This window comes from Halobacterium salinarum DSM 3754, from assembly GCF_008124605.1.
Taxonomy (GTDB): Archaea; Halobacteriota; Halobacteria; order Halobacteriales; family Halobacteriaceae; genus Halobacterium; species Halobacterium salinarum.
On the sequence record NZ_VRYN01000001.1, the window covers coordinates 773,513 to 787,584 of the forward strand.

General features: G+C 69.9%; 17 protein-coding genes. 7 read left to right on the forward strand and 10 right to left on the reverse strand.

What is annotated here, in order from left to right:
• Nucleotides 1-16: 16 nt before the first annotated feature.
• From APQ99_RS04075 to APQ99_RS04095, 5 genes are all read right to left on the reverse strand, one after another.
• Nucleotides 17-1,135 carry a phosphate uptake regulator PhoU gene (locus APQ99_RS04075; protein WP_136360932.1) on the reverse strand — a complete coding sequence of 373 codons (1,119 nt, stop codon included), beginning with the start codon at nucleotides 1,133-1,135 and terminating at the stop codon, nucleotides 17-19.
• Between the two features lie 85 nt (nucleotides 1,136-1,220).
• A complete protein-coding gene (gene pstB / locus APQ99_RS04080; protein WP_136360933.1) occupies nucleotides 1,221-2,261 on the reverse strand; it encodes a phosphate ABC transporter ATP-binding protein PstB in 1,041 nt (346 codons plus the stop codon).
• On the reverse strand, nucleotides 2,254-3,858 hold the full coding sequence (gene pstA / locus APQ99_RS04085; RefSeq protein ID WP_136360934.1) for a phosphate ABC transporter permease PstA: 1,605 nt from the start codon (nucleotides 3,856-3,858) through the stop codon (nucleotides 2,254-2,256). Before pstA ends, pstB begins: the two co-directional genes overlap by 8 nt.
• Nucleotides 3,858-4,973 carry a phosphate ABC transporter permease subunit PstC gene (gene pstC / locus APQ99_RS04090; protein WP_010903857.1) on the reverse strand — a complete coding sequence of 372 codons (1,116 nt, stop codon included), beginning with the start codon at nucleotides 4,971-4,973 and terminating at the stop codon, nucleotides 3,858-3,860. The genes pstA and pstC overlap by 1 nt, the downstream gene beginning before the upstream one ends.
• 43 nt (nucleotides 4,974-5,016) lie before the next feature.
• Entirely contained in the window at nucleotides 5,017-6,156 is a 1,140-nt protein-coding gene (locus APQ99_RS04095; protein ID WP_136360935.1) for a PstS family phosphate ABC transporter substrate-binding protein, read from the reverse strand.
• Between the two features lie 154 nt (nucleotides 6,157-6,310).
• Here APQ99_RS04095 and APQ99_RS04100 point away from each other — a divergent pair, with 154 nt between their 5' ends.
• Entirely contained in the window at nucleotides 6,311-7,213 is a 903-nt protein-coding gene (locus APQ99_RS04100; RefSeq protein ID WP_010903859.1) for an NAD(P)H-binding protein, read from the forward strand.
• Nucleotides 7,206-7,955 carry a DUF7530 family protein gene (locus APQ99_RS04105; RefSeq protein ID WP_010903860.1) on the forward strand — a complete coding sequence of 250 codons (750 nt, stop codon included), beginning with the start codon at nucleotides 7,206-7,208 and terminating at the stop codon, nucleotides 7,953-7,955. Before APQ99_RS04100 ends, APQ99_RS04105 begins: the two co-directional genes overlap by 8 nt.
• Here APQ99_RS04105 and APQ99_RS12515 read toward each other — a convergent pair.
• Together APQ99_RS12515 and APQ99_RS04110 are read right to left on the reverse strand one after the other, a co-directional pair.
• A complete protein-coding gene (locus tag APQ99_RS12515) occupies nucleotides 7,952-8,122 on the reverse strand; it encodes a DUF5786 family protein (protein WP_012289514.1) in 171 nt (56 codons plus the stop codon). The two genes, APQ99_RS04105 and APQ99_RS12515, sit on opposite strands and share 4 nt — an antisense overlap.
• A 76-nt stretch (nucleotides 8,123-8,198) precedes the next feature.
• Nucleotides 8,199-8,480 (reverse strand): DUF5789 family protein, encoded by a 282-nt coding sequence (locus tag APQ99_RS04110; RefSeq protein ID WP_070807660.1) that lies wholly within the window; start codon nucleotides 8,478-8,480, stop codon nucleotides 8,199-8,201.
• A gap of 110 nt (nucleotides 8,481-8,590) precedes the next feature.
• On the opposite strand from APQ99_RS04110, the gene APQ99_RS04115 reads away from it, so the two are divergent.
• Together APQ99_RS04115 and APQ99_RS12520 are read left to right on the forward strand one after the other, a co-directional pair.
• Complete coding sequence (locus APQ99_RS04115; protein ID WP_136360937.1) at nucleotides 8,591-9,394, forward strand: PHP domain-containing protein; 804 nt, start codon at nucleotides 8,591-8,593, stop codon at nucleotides 9,392-9,394.
• 59 nt (nucleotides 9,395-9,453) lie between these two features.
• Nucleotides 9,454-9,615, forward strand: a complete 162-nt coding sequence (locus APQ99_RS12520; protein ID WP_012289516.1) for a DUF6757 family protein — start codon at nucleotides 9,454-9,456, stop codon at nucleotides 9,613-9,615.
• Nucleotides 9,616-9,622: 7 nt separating this feature from the next.
• Here the strand turns inward: APQ99_RS12520 and APQ99_RS04120 are convergent, their stop codons facing one another.
• The gene (locus APQ99_RS04120) at nucleotides 9,623-9,943 is read right to left on the reverse strand and encodes a 4Fe-4S dicluster domain-containing protein (RefSeq protein ID WP_010903863.1); all 321 of its coding nucleotides are present in this window, start codon (nucleotides 9,941-9,943) and stop codon (nucleotides 9,623-9,625) included.
• 91 nt (nucleotides 9,944-10,034) lie between these two features.
• Between APQ99_RS04120 and APQ99_RS04125 the strand changes: the two genes are divergently transcribed.
• Together APQ99_RS04125 and APQ99_RS04130 are read left to right on the forward strand one after the other, a co-directional pair.
• The gene (locus tag APQ99_RS04125; protein ID WP_136360938.1) at nucleotides 10,035-10,502 is read left to right on the forward strand and encodes a cupin domain-containing protein; all 468 of its coding nucleotides are present in this window, start codon (nucleotides 10,035-10,037) and stop codon (nucleotides 10,500-10,502) included.
• A 6-nt stretch (nucleotides 10,503-10,508) separates the two neighbouring features.
• On the forward strand, nucleotides 10,509-10,889 hold the full coding sequence (locus tag APQ99_RS04130) for a thiol-disulfide oxidoreductase DCC family protein (RefSeq protein ID WP_136360939.1): 381 nt from the start codon (nucleotides 10,509-10,511) through the stop codon (nucleotides 10,887-10,889).
• Between the two features lie 6 nt (nucleotides 10,890-10,895).
• Here APQ99_RS04130 and APQ99_RS04135 read toward each other — a convergent pair whose 3' ends face one another.
• On the reverse strand, nucleotides 10,896-12,059 hold the full coding sequence (locus APQ99_RS04135; protein ID WP_012289518.1) for an acyl-CoA dehydrogenase family protein: 1,164 nt from the start codon (nucleotides 12,057-12,059) through the stop codon (nucleotides 10,896-10,898).
• 36 nt (nucleotides 12,060-12,095) lie between these two features.
• The gene (locus APQ99_RS04140) at nucleotides 12,096-12,791 is read right to left on the reverse strand and encodes a type 1 glutamine amidotransferase (RefSeq protein WP_136360940.1); all 696 of its coding nucleotides are present in this window, start codon (nucleotides 12,789-12,791) and stop codon (nucleotides 12,096-12,098) included.
• A gap of 85 nt (nucleotides 12,792-12,876) precedes the next feature.
• Here APQ99_RS04140 and APQ99_RS04145 point away from each other — a divergent pair, with 85 nt between their 5' ends.
• The gene (locus tag APQ99_RS04145) at nucleotides 12,877-14,058 is read left to right on the forward strand and encodes an HD domain-containing protein (RefSeq protein ID WP_010903868.1); all 1,182 of its coding nucleotides are present in this window, start codon (nucleotides 12,877-12,879) and stop codon (nucleotides 14,056-14,058) included.
• Nucleotides 14,059-14,072 lie beyond the last annotated feature (14 nt).

Sequence of the window (14,072 nt, forward strand, 5' to 3'; positions counted from 1 at the left end):
ACCAGGTTCGCCGCCGCTACCGCTGTGCGCCCACCGCCATCCGGAGCGCGACCGCAGCGATGGCGGCACCGCAGTCCGCGGTCCCCACCAGCCCGTCAAGCGCCCGAACTGCCACAGCCGCCGTGCTCGGCGTTCGCATCGCGGCCGCGTCGTCGTCGAGCGCCGCGCGCTCCACGCAGTCGGCGACCCGGCGGACGCGCGCACACTGCCGGCGCGCGTCGTGCGCGCTCGGCACCCGGCTCGACCCGCCGACCGCCTCCACGAGCGCGTCCGTCGCGGCGTCCACGCTCGCACACGCGTCCTCGCTCACCCCACGAAGCACCCGCGCAACGTCGTCGTCCAGGCTCCCGGCGGCGCGCTCCCCGACCGCCGCAACGTCGCCCGCACGAGCAGTGGCGCGCTCCAGCGCCCGCGCCGCCGCAACGCAGCCGGCCACCTGGGGCCGTGACACCGCAAGCGCGTCCAGCGTCGACCGCTGTGCCAGCCCGCGGTTCCCGTACCGCTCGATCAGCCGCACGGTGCGATCGGCCGTATGGCACCGGTCTTCCACGCGCTCGATCACGCCGCCGCCGGACTCGGTGACGGCGTCGATCGCGGCCTCGTGGGCCGCCAACGCGTTGAACCGCAGCCGCATGAGCGACCGCCGGATGGAGACGTCAGCCGCGTCAAACAGCCCCCGGACAGCCACGTGGTCGGCCGACGACGCAGCCACGTCAACCCCGGGGAGGGTGCGCGCCCGGTCGATCACTGCGTCCCGCTGGGCGGCTGTCGGGCCAGCAGTGCCACTCCCGTCGCCGTCACCACGGGCCGACTGCGGTGCCGACACCGCCACCTCCGCCGCCGGCGGCGGCGACGCCGCCACCCCACTCACGTCGATCTCCTCGAACCCGGCGACGTACGCGGCGTCCAACGCGTCCGCCGCCGCCCGTGGCGGAGCGTCCGACGGCACCGGCACACGGGTCGACGCCAGCGGGCTGTCGGCCGCCTCACCCCACCGCACGACGAGCGACCCGTCGCTGTGTGGGTAGAGATACGCCGTGTCGCCCGCGCTCACGCCGTGCTCGGTGGCCCACCACCCCGGCAGCGACACCGTGTACGTGCCGCCGCCGACCTGCTGGATCTTGCGCGTTTCCACGCGCTACACCCCCGACCGGACGCCGCGAGCGGTCGCCCTGTGGCCGCCCGGCTGCGGCCGCCAACTGAACCGATCCATCCGTCGGCTACCCGAACTTCCCGGCGACGTAATCCTCGACGCGCTGGCTCTGGGGGTTCTGGAAGATCGCGTCGGTTGCGTCGTACTCCGCGAGCCGCCCGCCGGTGAGAAACACCGCCGTCTGGTCGCTGATGCGGGCGGCCTGCTGCATGTTGTGCGTGACCACCACGACGGTGTACTCCTCGGCGAGCTCCTCGATGAGGTCCTCGATCTTCGCCGTCGCCACCGGATCCAGGGCCGACGCCGGCTCGTCCATCAGGATCACGTCCGGATCGACGGCCAGACACCGCGCGATACAGAGGCGCTGCTGTTGGCCCCCGGACAGCCCCAACGCGTTGTCGCCCAGGCGGTCGCTGACCTCGTCCCACAGCGCCGCGCGCCGCAGCGCCCGCTCGACGAGGTCGCGCTCCGCGTCCCGGTCGTCGCGCCCGAGCAGCCGCGCAAGCAGCCCCGTTTCGAGGTCACCATGCTTCCGGGGCCCGTAGGAGATGTTGTCCCTGATCGACTTCGGGAACGGGTTGGGCTCCTGGAACACCATCCCCACCTGCCGGCGCAGCTCCACGAGGTTCACGCCGTCACCGTAGACGTCCCTGTCGTCGAGAGCCACCCTCCCTTCGACGCGCGCCCCCCTGATCCGGTCGTTCATGCGGTTCAAACACCGCAGGAACGTCGACTTCCCGCAGCCCGACGGCCCGATGAGCGCGGTCACGCTCTCGGCGGGGATGTCCAGGGAGACCGACTCCAACGCCCGCTCCTCGCCGTAGTACGTATCCAGGTCGGACACGCTGACCTTCGCGTCCCCGTCGAACTCGTAGTCGGTCCACGCGTCCTGCAACTGTTCGTCGCTCTCGCCGACCGTTCTGGCGACCGCCGGTTCGTCGCCGTCGACCCCACCGGGCCCGCCAGGCGGGCCCGCGATACCGCCCGTCTTCGACGAGACGGCGGCCGCGGCTGCGTCTGTGCTGCCCGCCGCCGCCGCCGCGGTGGCGTCGTCGGCTCCCGAACGGTCGTCGCTGCGTCGTGGCTCCGATTGTGGTGTGTCACTCATGATGTAGCTTCCTCCTGAAGTACCGACGGCTGGCGATGCCGACCGCGTACAACCCGATCACTACCGCCAGCAAGACCAGTGCAGTCCCCCAGCCGAACGCCGCCGTGGTGAACTCGTCTTTGGGGAACACGCCCGCGGTGATCGTCGTGTACAGCTGGTAGGGGAGCGCGCTGGCGGGCGCCAACAGCGCGTCGTTGGTCACGAACGGCGGCTGGGCCATCAGCGAGAAGCTGCCCAGCACGTCCGGCGTGTTCGACGGGTACGGTGCCCCACCGAACACCAACAACAGCGGCGCGGTCTCGCCCGCGATGCGCCCCACCCCGAGGATCACGCCCGTGATCGTGCCCGGCATCGCAGCCGGCACGACGACGCTCCGGATCGTCTGCCATTTCGTCACGCCCAGCGCGGCGCTGGCGTCGCGGTGCGCGTCGGGCACCGCCAGCAACGCCTCCCGACAGGTCAGCAACACCAGCGGCAACAGCATACACCCCAACACCAACTGGCCGACCAGGATCGAGTTCCCGCCGCTGAGCCGCGGCACCAGGAACGCCAACCCGAACAGGCCGAACACGATGCTGGGCGTGCTCCACAACCCGTTCGTGGCGACCTCGACGAGTTGCGTGAACCGACCGCGCTCGGCGTACTCGGTGAGGAACACCGCCGCCCCGATGCCCAACGGCACCGCGGCCACGACCGCACCGAACACCAGCCAGAGGGTGCCCACGAGCGCCGGGAACACCCCCGGAATGGTGACGTAGAGGCCGCCGGTCTGGTTGGTCACGAACGGCAGCGTCGGCCACGGCACGGCGGCGTCGACGAACGGCAGCCCGAGCGTGCCACCGGTCAGGCTCGCGCCCGTCAGCACGGGCGTTATCCCCTTCAACACGACGAACCCGACGAGCAACACCAACACGGAAAGCGTCCCGACGACCACCGCACCGACCAGCGCGTACGCCCCCGCTTGCCGCCCCTCAGCGCCGAAGCCAGCGTGTGCGCTCGCGCCGCTCCACGCCGCCAGCAACGCACCGCCGACAGCCACCACCGGCACGATCTCCGTGCCCGGGAACACCGCCGACGACCACGCCGGTGCCCACGTCCAGCCACCACCGCCGCCGCTGGCCGCGATCGCACCGCCCCACCCCACGATCACGGCCGCGGCCGGCAGCGTCGCACCGGCGTCCTCGCGGGGCAACACGGTCGCCAGCGCCCCCGCCACGCCACCCACCACGGCGACGGGCAGCCACGCGTCCCCACCGCCGACGGCGACCGTCGTGGCGACCCCACCGCTGACCGCCCACAGCATGCCGACGACACAGCCGGCGGCCAGACTGGTCGCACGGGAGGGCGTGGTTTCGATGTATCCGAGCCGCGACCCGGCGCCCAACACCGCGATCCCGCAGCCAGCGACGGCCAGCCCGCCGCCCAACAGCGTGGCGACCGGGATCCCGACCACAGCCCCGCCGGGCGCAACCCACTGCATGAGACACGCCACGGCCAGGACGACGGTCGCAGCCGTCACCCCGAGCACGGTGCGCGAGGTGACCGCACCCACCACCGACTCCCCGGTGGCCAGTGTGGTCTTCGTCGCGGTCCCCATCAGGTCTCACCCCCGAGCTTGCGGTGCATCCGCCACTCGACGTACTGTGACCCGACGCTCAACGCCATCACGGTCACGAACAACACGACGCCACCGGCGAACAGCGCACTCATGTGGACGCCGCTGGCGTTCCCGCCCTCGAAGGCGATGACCGTCGTCAGCGTCTCCCCGTACTGTGAGAACACGTCGAACACCGGCGACGGGAACCCCTTCGTGTGCGTGAGCATCACCGTCGCCGCCATCGTCTCCCCCATGGCACGTCCGACACCCAACAGCACGCCCGCGGACACCCCCGACAACCCCGCCGGCAGTGTCACGCTCTTGGTCGTCTGCCACGGCGTCGACCCCATCGCCAGCGCCCCGCTTTTGACCGACTCCGGGACCGCAGCCAGCGCGTCCTCGGAGATGGTGACGACCGTCGGCAACGCCATCACGCCGATCATCGCGCCCGCGGCGAGATACGACCCGATCGTCGGCGTGCGGAACTCCGCGTAGAAATACTGGTTCAACACCGTCAACCCGATGAACCCGTACGTGATCGACGGGATCCCCGCCATCAACTCGATCCCGGGCTTCACCACGTCACGCACCCGCGGGGGCGCGATCTCGCTGATGAACACTGCGCCCGCGATCCCGACGGGCGTCGCGATCACCGTCGCGATGCACGTCGTGATCGCGGTCCCGACGAGCATCGGCGCAAGCGAGTACACGCCGCCGTCGCGGGCCGCCCACAGCGGGTCCGCGGTGCGCCCCAGCAACCCAACGCCCATGTGCTCGACGGCCGGCACCGACCGCACGAGCAAGAACGCAACGATCAACGCCAACACGCCGACGGTTCCGACCGTCATCAGAAACGTCACCGCCTTGCCGGTGGCGGCCTGCTCGCGTCGCCACCCCACGACTGTCGTCGCCAGGAACACGCCCGCCGGGAAGACGGTCCACTGCGATCCCACCAGGAACGCCACGAACGCCGCCCCTAGCGACCCGCAGATCACGGCCTGCACGGCAACGGCCGTGTCACCGGTCCGGGAGCGGTACTCGCGCGCCGACCGCGCCACACCCACAACCGGATCCGTGACGCGGGCCGCCACGGTCCGCTTGACGCGCCGCATCATGGCTGGCGCCTCCGAGCCGCCGTGCCGTGCCGGCCGCTCCGGTTCACGTCTGGTAGTTCGACGCCGCGACCTTCTCGCGCTCCGTCGACAGCCGGGACTCGGGCAACGCGAAGTAGTCGTTGCTCGTCACGAACTTCTCCTGGCCGAACTCGCTCAACAGGAAGTTGATGAACGCGGCCTCCTTCCGCGAGGTGTCCTGCCACGTGTACGCGTGGAGGTCACGCGACAACGGGTACTCCTCGGCGCCCAGGTTCTCCCCGTAGGCGTACGTCGTCCCGTCGATCTCCAGGTCAAGCGGCGGGGTGTCGCCGTCCGGCTGCACGAACGCCAACGCGATGTACGCGATGGCGTTGTCCGCCTGCCCGATGGCCTGCTGGAGTTGCTGGTTCTGGCCGTAGCGCTGGTCGGGACTGATCGCCGCCTCGGGATCGCCGAACACGTTCGCCCGGAACGACGTGTCCGTGCCCGACCCCTCTGCGCGCCCCAGCGCCAGGATGTCGCGGTCCGGGCCGCCCAGCTCCGACCAGTTCGTGATCTCCTGGCGGTAGATCCCGCGCAACTCCTCGATGGTGATGGTTTCGACGCCGCCGTCAACGACCTCACGGCTGGCAACGATCGGCTGCCCGTCGACGCCCACGACGTGGTCGACGAACCCATCCAGGGTGTCGCTGTCCGCGTCCGGCAGCTCGTCGGCGGCGGACGCCGACGCGTCACCGATATCGACGCGGTCCTCCATGACGCCCTCGATGCCGGTGCCGGAGTGGCTCAACGCGATGCTCACCCGGAACGGCGGGCTCGACCGTTCCCCACCGGCCTCGTAGCCGTACTCCGACGCGAAATAATCAGCGAGCCGCATCTCCGTGTCGTACTCGCTGGCCCACTCCTCGGGCCAGTAATCCTCGTCGCCGGCCTCGGGGTTCGAGTTCCAGTAGCTCGATCCCTCGTTGGTGATCGGGAACACCGTCGAGGAGCCGTCACCGGTCAACACGCTGGTGTCGAGCTGGCTGGACTGGCTTGCCGTCTCGTCGCCGTCCTGGCTGGCCGCCTCCGTGCCGTCGCCCCCGCTGCCGTCGGTGCTGTTGGCGCAGCCGGCAAGCGCCGCGACACCCGCAGTACCGGTTGCGGCCACGAACGCTCGCCGAGACACTGGTCCGCTGGCCCCGTCGTCTGGGTCTGAGTGCATCGCTTGGAATGCCACCCGGAACCAGTAAACCCGTTTATAATATGGCTACGTGGTGGCTGCCATCCCTCCATAGGACTGTGTGTGCTATATATCACTGGTGAGACCACCAGTCAGCCGGCTGAACACTTAACCAGGTGACGCCCCAATCGAACCTATGGGAGTTCTTGTCACGGGAGCGACCGGGTTCATCGGCGGCCGCCTCACCCCGGCGCTGGCCGGTGCCGGCTACGACATCCGGGCGCTCGTCCGCGACGCCGACGGCTACGACCCCGACACCAGCGTCGACGTGGCCGAGGGCGACCTGCTCGACCCCGCGTCGCTGGCGGGCGTCTTCGACGGCATCGACACCGCCTACTATCTCGTGCATTCGATGCGCGCCGGCGACGACTTCGCGGAGCGCGACCGCCGCGCCGCCCGCAACTTCGCCGCCGCCGCCGACGCCGCGGGGGTCGACCGCGTGATCTACCTCGGCGGCCTCGGCGAGGAGGGCACCGACCTCTCGGATCACCTCGAATCACGCCGCGAAGTCGAAGCCGTGCTCGCCGGTGCGGCCTTCGACCTCACGACGCTTCGCGCAGCCGTCGTCGTGGGCGCGGGCAGCGCCAGCTTCGAGTTGGTGTTCCAGCTCGTCGACCGCCTCCCCGTGATGATCACGCCCAAGTGGGTGCAGACGCCCTGCCAGCCCATCGCCGTCGCGGACGTGATCGCGTACCTGCGTGGCGTGCTCGAAACGCCGGCGACCGCCGGCAACACGTACGAGATCGGCGGCCCCGACGTGCTCTCGTACAAGTCGATGCTCGAACGAACCGCCACACTTGCGGGGCAGCGCCTCTTGCTCGTTCCCGTGCCAGTGTTGACGCCGACGCTCTCGACGTACTGGGTTGACCTCGTGACCGACGTGCCCCGGAGCGTCGCCCATCCCCTGATCCACGGCCTCAAACATCCGGTCGTGGTCACCGACGACCGCATCCAGGACCTCGTCGACGTGTCGCTGACGCCGTTCGACGACGCCGCCGCGAACGCGCTGCGCGAGCGCGGGGTGGCCGCCGATGAGTGACTCCCGCGACCCCCCGCCCAGCGACTACCAGGAACCCACATCCACCGCCCACGCCGCCGGCGGCGTCTACGGCGAAACCTGGGTGTACGAGAGCATCGTCGGTGCCATCCCCGGGATCGACATCTCAGACCGGCTGGCGGTCCTCATCCAGTTCGTGCTGTTCGAAGTCGGCGTCCTCGTGACCGCCGCCGTCTACGACCTCCCCGGCGCGATCCTCCCCGGCACGGCCGCCGTGCTGGTGGCGGCCGCCGGCAGCGCGTTCATGCTCGACATCGGTGCCCGCGCCCGCGGCCCGGGTGTCCCCGCCAGATACCGCCAACTGCTGTTCGCGTCCAGCATCGAAGTCGTCCTCGGCGTGGTGTCGTACGTGCTCCTCATGACGTACCTGTTCGTCTGGGACCCCCGCGACGGCGCGACGCTGGTCGCCGGCCTGCTCGGCGAGCAACCCCCAGTGATCCCGTCGGCACTCGCGTTGCTCGTGCTTTGGGACGTGTGTTACCGCATCGGGACCGGCTGGTGGGCGGCCGTCGTCGCGCTGTGGCGGTCGCTCACCCAATCCCTCCAGCCCGCCACCGCCTCCCGCATGGCCGGTGTGGACAAACGCACGCTCGGGTTCGGAACCGCCCAAGCGGTCCTGCTCCCGTTCGTCTGGGGGCATCCGCTGCTGGTCTTCGCCGTCGCCGGTCACGTCGTTGCGGTCATCGTCGTGACCACCGTCTCGCTGTCCGTCCTCAGGAACTAGTCGCTCATCGCTTTGAACTGCGCGAGCAACTCCTCGGTCGACTCGTCGGTGGTGAACTCCACGTCGCCGTCGTACGCCGCCCGCTCGTCGTCGTCCGCGGAGACGTCGACGCTATGTTTCGCCTCCCTGCGCTCGTGTTCCGCCTCGTCGTAGGCACCCATTGACATGGTAGATGTGTACACGGTAGTTCTTCGCTCTCACATTTCAAACTATCGGTCATTGCGGTGTGTTGTCACACACTGCTCAAAACGAGACCGGATCGCTGCCCTCAACGCCCATCGGATCCGGGTCACGGTCGGTGTACCCGATCCTGCCGACCGCCGCCGCCGGCAGCGCCCCATACACCGCAAACGTCGCCTCGGTGGCGGACGCGAACTCGTCCACGCCGGTGCGCGCGATCACCGTTCTGAGATCCTCCCCGCCGGCGGACTCCAGTTCCACGTCCCCACACGCGGCCGCGATCGCCGACGCGCTGGCCGGATACTCCTGTGCGTGCAATACGTCCGCGGCCTGTTTGAACGTCATGATTGTACACATCGGGCTCGCTCCACAAGAGTATTCTGGGTGGTCGATCATGAACGTTCGTCCGCTGCACCGACCACGACGTTTAGGTGCCGCGCCCACCGCCTATCCGTATGGTTCACGCGGATCTCCACGTCCACACCACCAACTCCGATGGCACACTCACCATCGACGCCGTCCCCGACGCCGCCCACGACGCGGGCGTCACCGCCGTCGCGATCACCGACCACGACCGCCTCCACCCCGCCCTCGACGCCCCGGTCACCGTCCGCGACGACATCACTGTCATCCACGGGATCGAACTCCGCGTCGACACCGGCCCCCAACGCGTCGACCTCCTCGGCTACGGCGTCCACGGCACCGACGCCCTCACCGCCGAATGCGACCGCATCCAGCGCGACCGCCGCGACCGCGGCCGCCGCATCATCGACCGCGTCGAAGCCAGACTCGGCGTCTCACTCCCGCTGGAACCGCGGCCCGGCCTCGGCCGCCCCCACATCGCGCGCGCCATCACCGCCCACCCCGACACCGACTACGACACCATGGACGCCGTCTTCGACAGCCTCATCGGCAACGACGGCCCCTGCTTTGTCGCCCGCGACGTCCCCGACTTCGAAACCGGCGTCGACCTCCTCACCGACGCCTGCGGCCTCGTCGGCCTCGCGCACCCGCTTCGATACGACGACCCACAGCACGCGCTTGCGCTCTGTGCGGCCCTCGACGCCGTCGAAGCCCACTACCCCTACGACCGCCCCGTCGGCACCGCCCCCGACGACGGCGCTGCACTCGTCGCCGACGCCATCGACACCCACGACCTCATCCCCACCGGCGGCACCGACGCCCACGACCACACGCTCGGCACCGCCGGCCTCGACCGCGACGCCTACGCCGCCGTCCGCACACGCCTCGCCGACTAACACCCGCCAGTCGTGTCACTGTCGTGGGGTTCAGGTGGCTCCAGCCCCAACGATCCTTCATGCAGTGTCACTACTGCGACCGGGACGCCGACCTCACCGTCGAGAAAAGCGGCCTCAAAGTCGGCGTCTGCGAGCAGCACTTCCAACAGCGCCTGGAAGACATCTCCGACAGCGACGCGCTCCAGCAGCTCCGCGACCAACTCGAGATCGAGCGGTCGTAACCCCGCCCTAGGCGCGCCCGGCATCGACGTCGATCGCGTCCACCGGACACACGTCCACGCAAAGCATACAATCGATGCACTGCGTCTCGTTCGCCGGGTCGGCTTTCCGCTCGCTTTCGGGGTGGTCGGGCGTCTCCACCCACTCGAAGACGTCCACGGGGCAGTCCTCCAAGCACGCCCCGTCCGCCAGGCAGATGTCGAAGTCAACCGCCACGTGGGTGCCGTGCACCCCGAGCTTCTCGGGTTCCTCGACCGGCCCCCAGACGTCGTGTCCCTTGTGGGTGTCTACTTGCGCTCGGTTCTCCGTGAACTGCGGGTCGATTGCCATACCCACGCTGGGGCCGCAGCCGGTATGAATCCCTCGGGCGACACGCCACCGACCCCGCAGGCTTATGCGCGTGACACCCCCACTCCCGCGTATGCGGACAGTGCGCCTCGACGACCTCGACTCCCGGATGGGCCCGGCCGCCCGCAGCCTCCCGCTGACGGACGCGCTCGGCCTCTCGGACGCCGCGATGAACGTCTACGAGCTCGCGCCCGGCGACAGCTTCTCGTACGGCTTCCACGCCCACGCCGCCCAGGAAGAAGTGTTCTACGTGCTCACCGGCACGGTCACGTTCCGCACGCTCGACGGCGACGTCGCCGTCTCCGCGGGCGAACTCGCGCGCTTCGGGCCCGGCGAATTCCAGCGCGGCGTCAACGAGGGCGACGAACGGGTGCGGGCGCTCGCCGTCGGCGCTCCACAGGACGCCGGCGACACGGAAACGCTCCGCGAGTGCCCCGACTGCGGGGGCGAAACCACCCAGGAAATCACGCTCGCGGACGCCCGCGACGAGATCCACACGGTCTGTGAATCATGTGGCACGATCACGGGGCGGTTCGACTAACCACCCATGGCACCAACACACGACCACCCACCGCGGCTGGTGTTCGACGACGACTGCGGGTTCTGCACGTGGTGCGCGAACGTCGCCGCCCGCCACGGCGACGTGGCCCTCGTCGGATTCACCGAGCTGTCCCCCGATCAGCGCGCGCGGCTGCCCGAGGACTACGAGAACTGCGCGCACCTGCTCACCGACGACGCCGTCTACTCCTGTGGGGAAGCCATCGAGCGCACGCTCGCCCACGACGTCCCGGCGCTCCAGCCGGTGTTCGGCGCGCTCGGCTCGGTGCCCGGGTATGCATCGCTTCGCGAACGCCTCTACCGAGCGGGCGCTGACCGCCGGGCGCTGCTCGGCAACATCGTGCGCGACGACCCGCCGGCGCGGGACTGATCGCGCCTACTGGTAGGCCTGCATGCCCGTGAGGTCCTCGCCGAGAATCAGCGTGTGGATGTCGTGGGTGCCCTCGTACGTGTAGACGGTCTCCATGTTCGCCATGTGGCGCATCGGCGGGTAATCCGTCGTGATGCCGTTCCCGCCCAGCATCTCGCGGGCGACACGCGCCTGATCGCGGGCCATCCGGACGTTGTTGCGCTTGGCCATCGAAACGTGCTGTGGCCGGAGGTCACCGCGCTCCTTGAGCCCGGCCAGCCGGTGGGCGAGCAACTGACTCGTGGTGATCTGTGTCGCCATCTCCGCGAGCTTGTCCTGTTGCATCTGGAACCCCCCGATCGGCTGGTCGAACTGCTCGCGGTCGGTGGCGTACTCCCGTGCGGTCTCGAAGCAGTTGCGGGCCGCACCCACTGCCCCCCACGCGATGCCGTAGCGGGCCTGCGTCAGACAGGACAACGGCCCCTTCATCCCCTCGACGCCGGGCAGCCGGCTCTCCGCCGGCACGCGGACGTTCCGGAGGCTGATCTCGCCGGTGATCGACGCGCGCAGCGAGAGCTTCTCGTCGATCTCGTTGGTGGTGACGCCGTCGCGGTCCGTCTCCACGAGGAACCCCCGGACCGGCGTGCCGTCCTCGCCGTGGTCCCTGGCCCACACGACCGCCACGTCCGCGATCGGCGAGTTCGTGATCCACGTCTTCGACCCGTTCAGGACGTACTCGTCGCCGTCCGGCTCCGCCGTTGTCTCCATCGCCGACGGGTTCGAGCCGTGTTCGGGCTCGGTCAACCCGAAACACCCCACCGCCTCCCCCGCACCCAGGGCCGGCAGCCATCGCTCCTTTTGCGCCTCGCTGCCGAACGCGTGAATCGGATACATCACGAGCGCCCCCTGGACGCTCGCCATCGACCGCAGCCCCGAATCACACGCCTCCAACTCCTGCATCAGGAGGCCGTAGGCCGTCTCCGACACGTTCGGCAGCCCGTAGCCGTCGAGGTTCGGCGCGTAAAACCCCATCTCGCCCATCTCCGGGATGAGCTCCGTCGGGAACGTCCCGTCCAAGTAGTGCTCGCCGATGTCGTCCTGCACGTGCTCGTCGACGAACTCCCGCGCCGTGTCCCGGATCAAGCGCTCCTCGCTGTCGAGGTCCGCCTCCAACCCCACGTAGTCGAGCATACGTGGTACTCAGACCCAATGCGTAAAAAAACCCTGCTAGTTTTTGGCTCCGCCGTCTGCGCCCCGCCCGAGCCGCCGTGTGAAGTTCTCGAACAGCCGCTTGGTCTCGCACGCCGCCGCGTACGCCCCCGGCGTGATCCCCGCCAGCACTGCGTCCCGGCGCGCCTCCGAGACGTCCTTCTCGGTGGCGATGCGCTCGGCGGTCTCCGTGTCGTACTCCGGATGGAACTGCACGCCGACCGACTGCCCCACGCGAAACGCGTGGATGCCGTAGTCGTTCTCCGCCAGCAGCGTCGCCGCCGCCGGCAACTCCGTGACCACGTCGCCGTGGGTGGTGAACGCGGTCATCGACTCCGGCAGCCCCTCGAAGAGCGGGTCGTCGGCGACGCGCTCGACGGTTCGGTATCCCAACTCGAACCCCGACATGTCCTCGACGGTCCCCCCAAGCGCCTCGGCGAGCACCTGATGCCCGAAACACACGCCCAACACCGGCACCCCCGCAGCGTGCACGTCCTCGACGTAGTCACACAGCGCCTCGATCCACGGCTCGTCCCAGTAGACCGACGACTTCGACCCGGTGACCACCACCCCATCGAACTCCGTGTGCCCCGGCACCCGCCCGCCCTTCGCGTGGAACTCCACCAGCTCAGCGTCCAACTCCCGGCGGAAGTTCCGCGCCGTCTCACCCGGCTCGTGTGCGGCGTTCACCAACGCAATGCGCGGCCGATCCATGCCCACAGCTATGCGGCGTCCACGCAAGCCCGTTTCGACACCGTGTCGAACCATCTTTGACGCCGCCCCACCACGCCCCGGACGAATGCGCGCCATCAAGGACAGCGTCCACGACTACATCGAAGCCGACGGCGTCGCGGCGGCGCTGCTCGACACCGAACCCGTCCAGCGGCTCCGCCACATCAAGCAACTCTCCACCATCCGCCTCGTCTACCCGTCGGCCAACCACACCCGCTTCGAGCACTCCCTGGGCGTCTACCACCTCGCCGACCGCGCGCTCGCCCACCTCGACATCTCCGGCACGCGCGCGGACACCGTCCGTGCCGCCGCCCTCCTCCACGACATCGGCCACGGCCCCTACGGCCACCAGACCGAGGGCATCATCCAGCGCCGCCTCGACCGCCACCACGACGACGTCGCCCACCTCGTCTCCAACGGCGAGCCCGGTGCCGTGCTCGCGGCCCACGGTCTCGACCCCGACCGAGTCGCCGCCCTCGTCGCCGGACACGGCAAACTCGGCCAACTCGTCGCCGGGGAACTCGACGTCGATCGCATGGACTACCTGGTGCGGGACGCCCACCACACCGGCGTCCCCTACGGCACCATCGACCACGGTCGGCTGCTGCGCGCGCTCACGTTCCGGGACGGCGACCTCGTGCTCGCCGAGGGCAACGTCGCCACCGCCGAGAGCGTGCTCGTCGGGCGCGCGCTCATGAACGCCACCGTCTACCGCCACCACGTCTCCCGCATCGCGGGCGCGATGCTCGACCGCGCGAGCGCCCGCCTGCTCGACACCACTGACCTCGACGCCGAGACGTTCGCGCGGTTCACCGACGCCGACCTCCTCGCCGTGCTCCGGGACTGCCCCGCGACCCAGGACGCCGCCCGCCGCATCCGCAACCGCGACCTCTACAAGCGCGCCGTCTGGACCGAACGCGACGCCGTCCCCGACGACGTTGCCACCGCCGACTACCGGACCGTCCGCGACCTCGAATCCCAGGTCGCCGACGCTGCCGGCGTCCCCGCCACCGCCGTCGTCATCGACACGCCCGGCGCGCCCTCGATGCCGGAGTCCTCGGTCCGGGTCACCGTCAACGGCGACACCCGCCGGCTCGACGAACAGAGCCCGCTCGTCGACGGCATGCTCGCCTCCCAGCGCGCCCAGTGGCGCTTCGGCGTCTACACCCCGGACGACCACGTCCCCGCGGTTGCGGCGGCCGCCGAACGCACGCTCGGGCTCGGCCCCATCGACGATCCGCCAGCGTAACCCACCCCCGACGG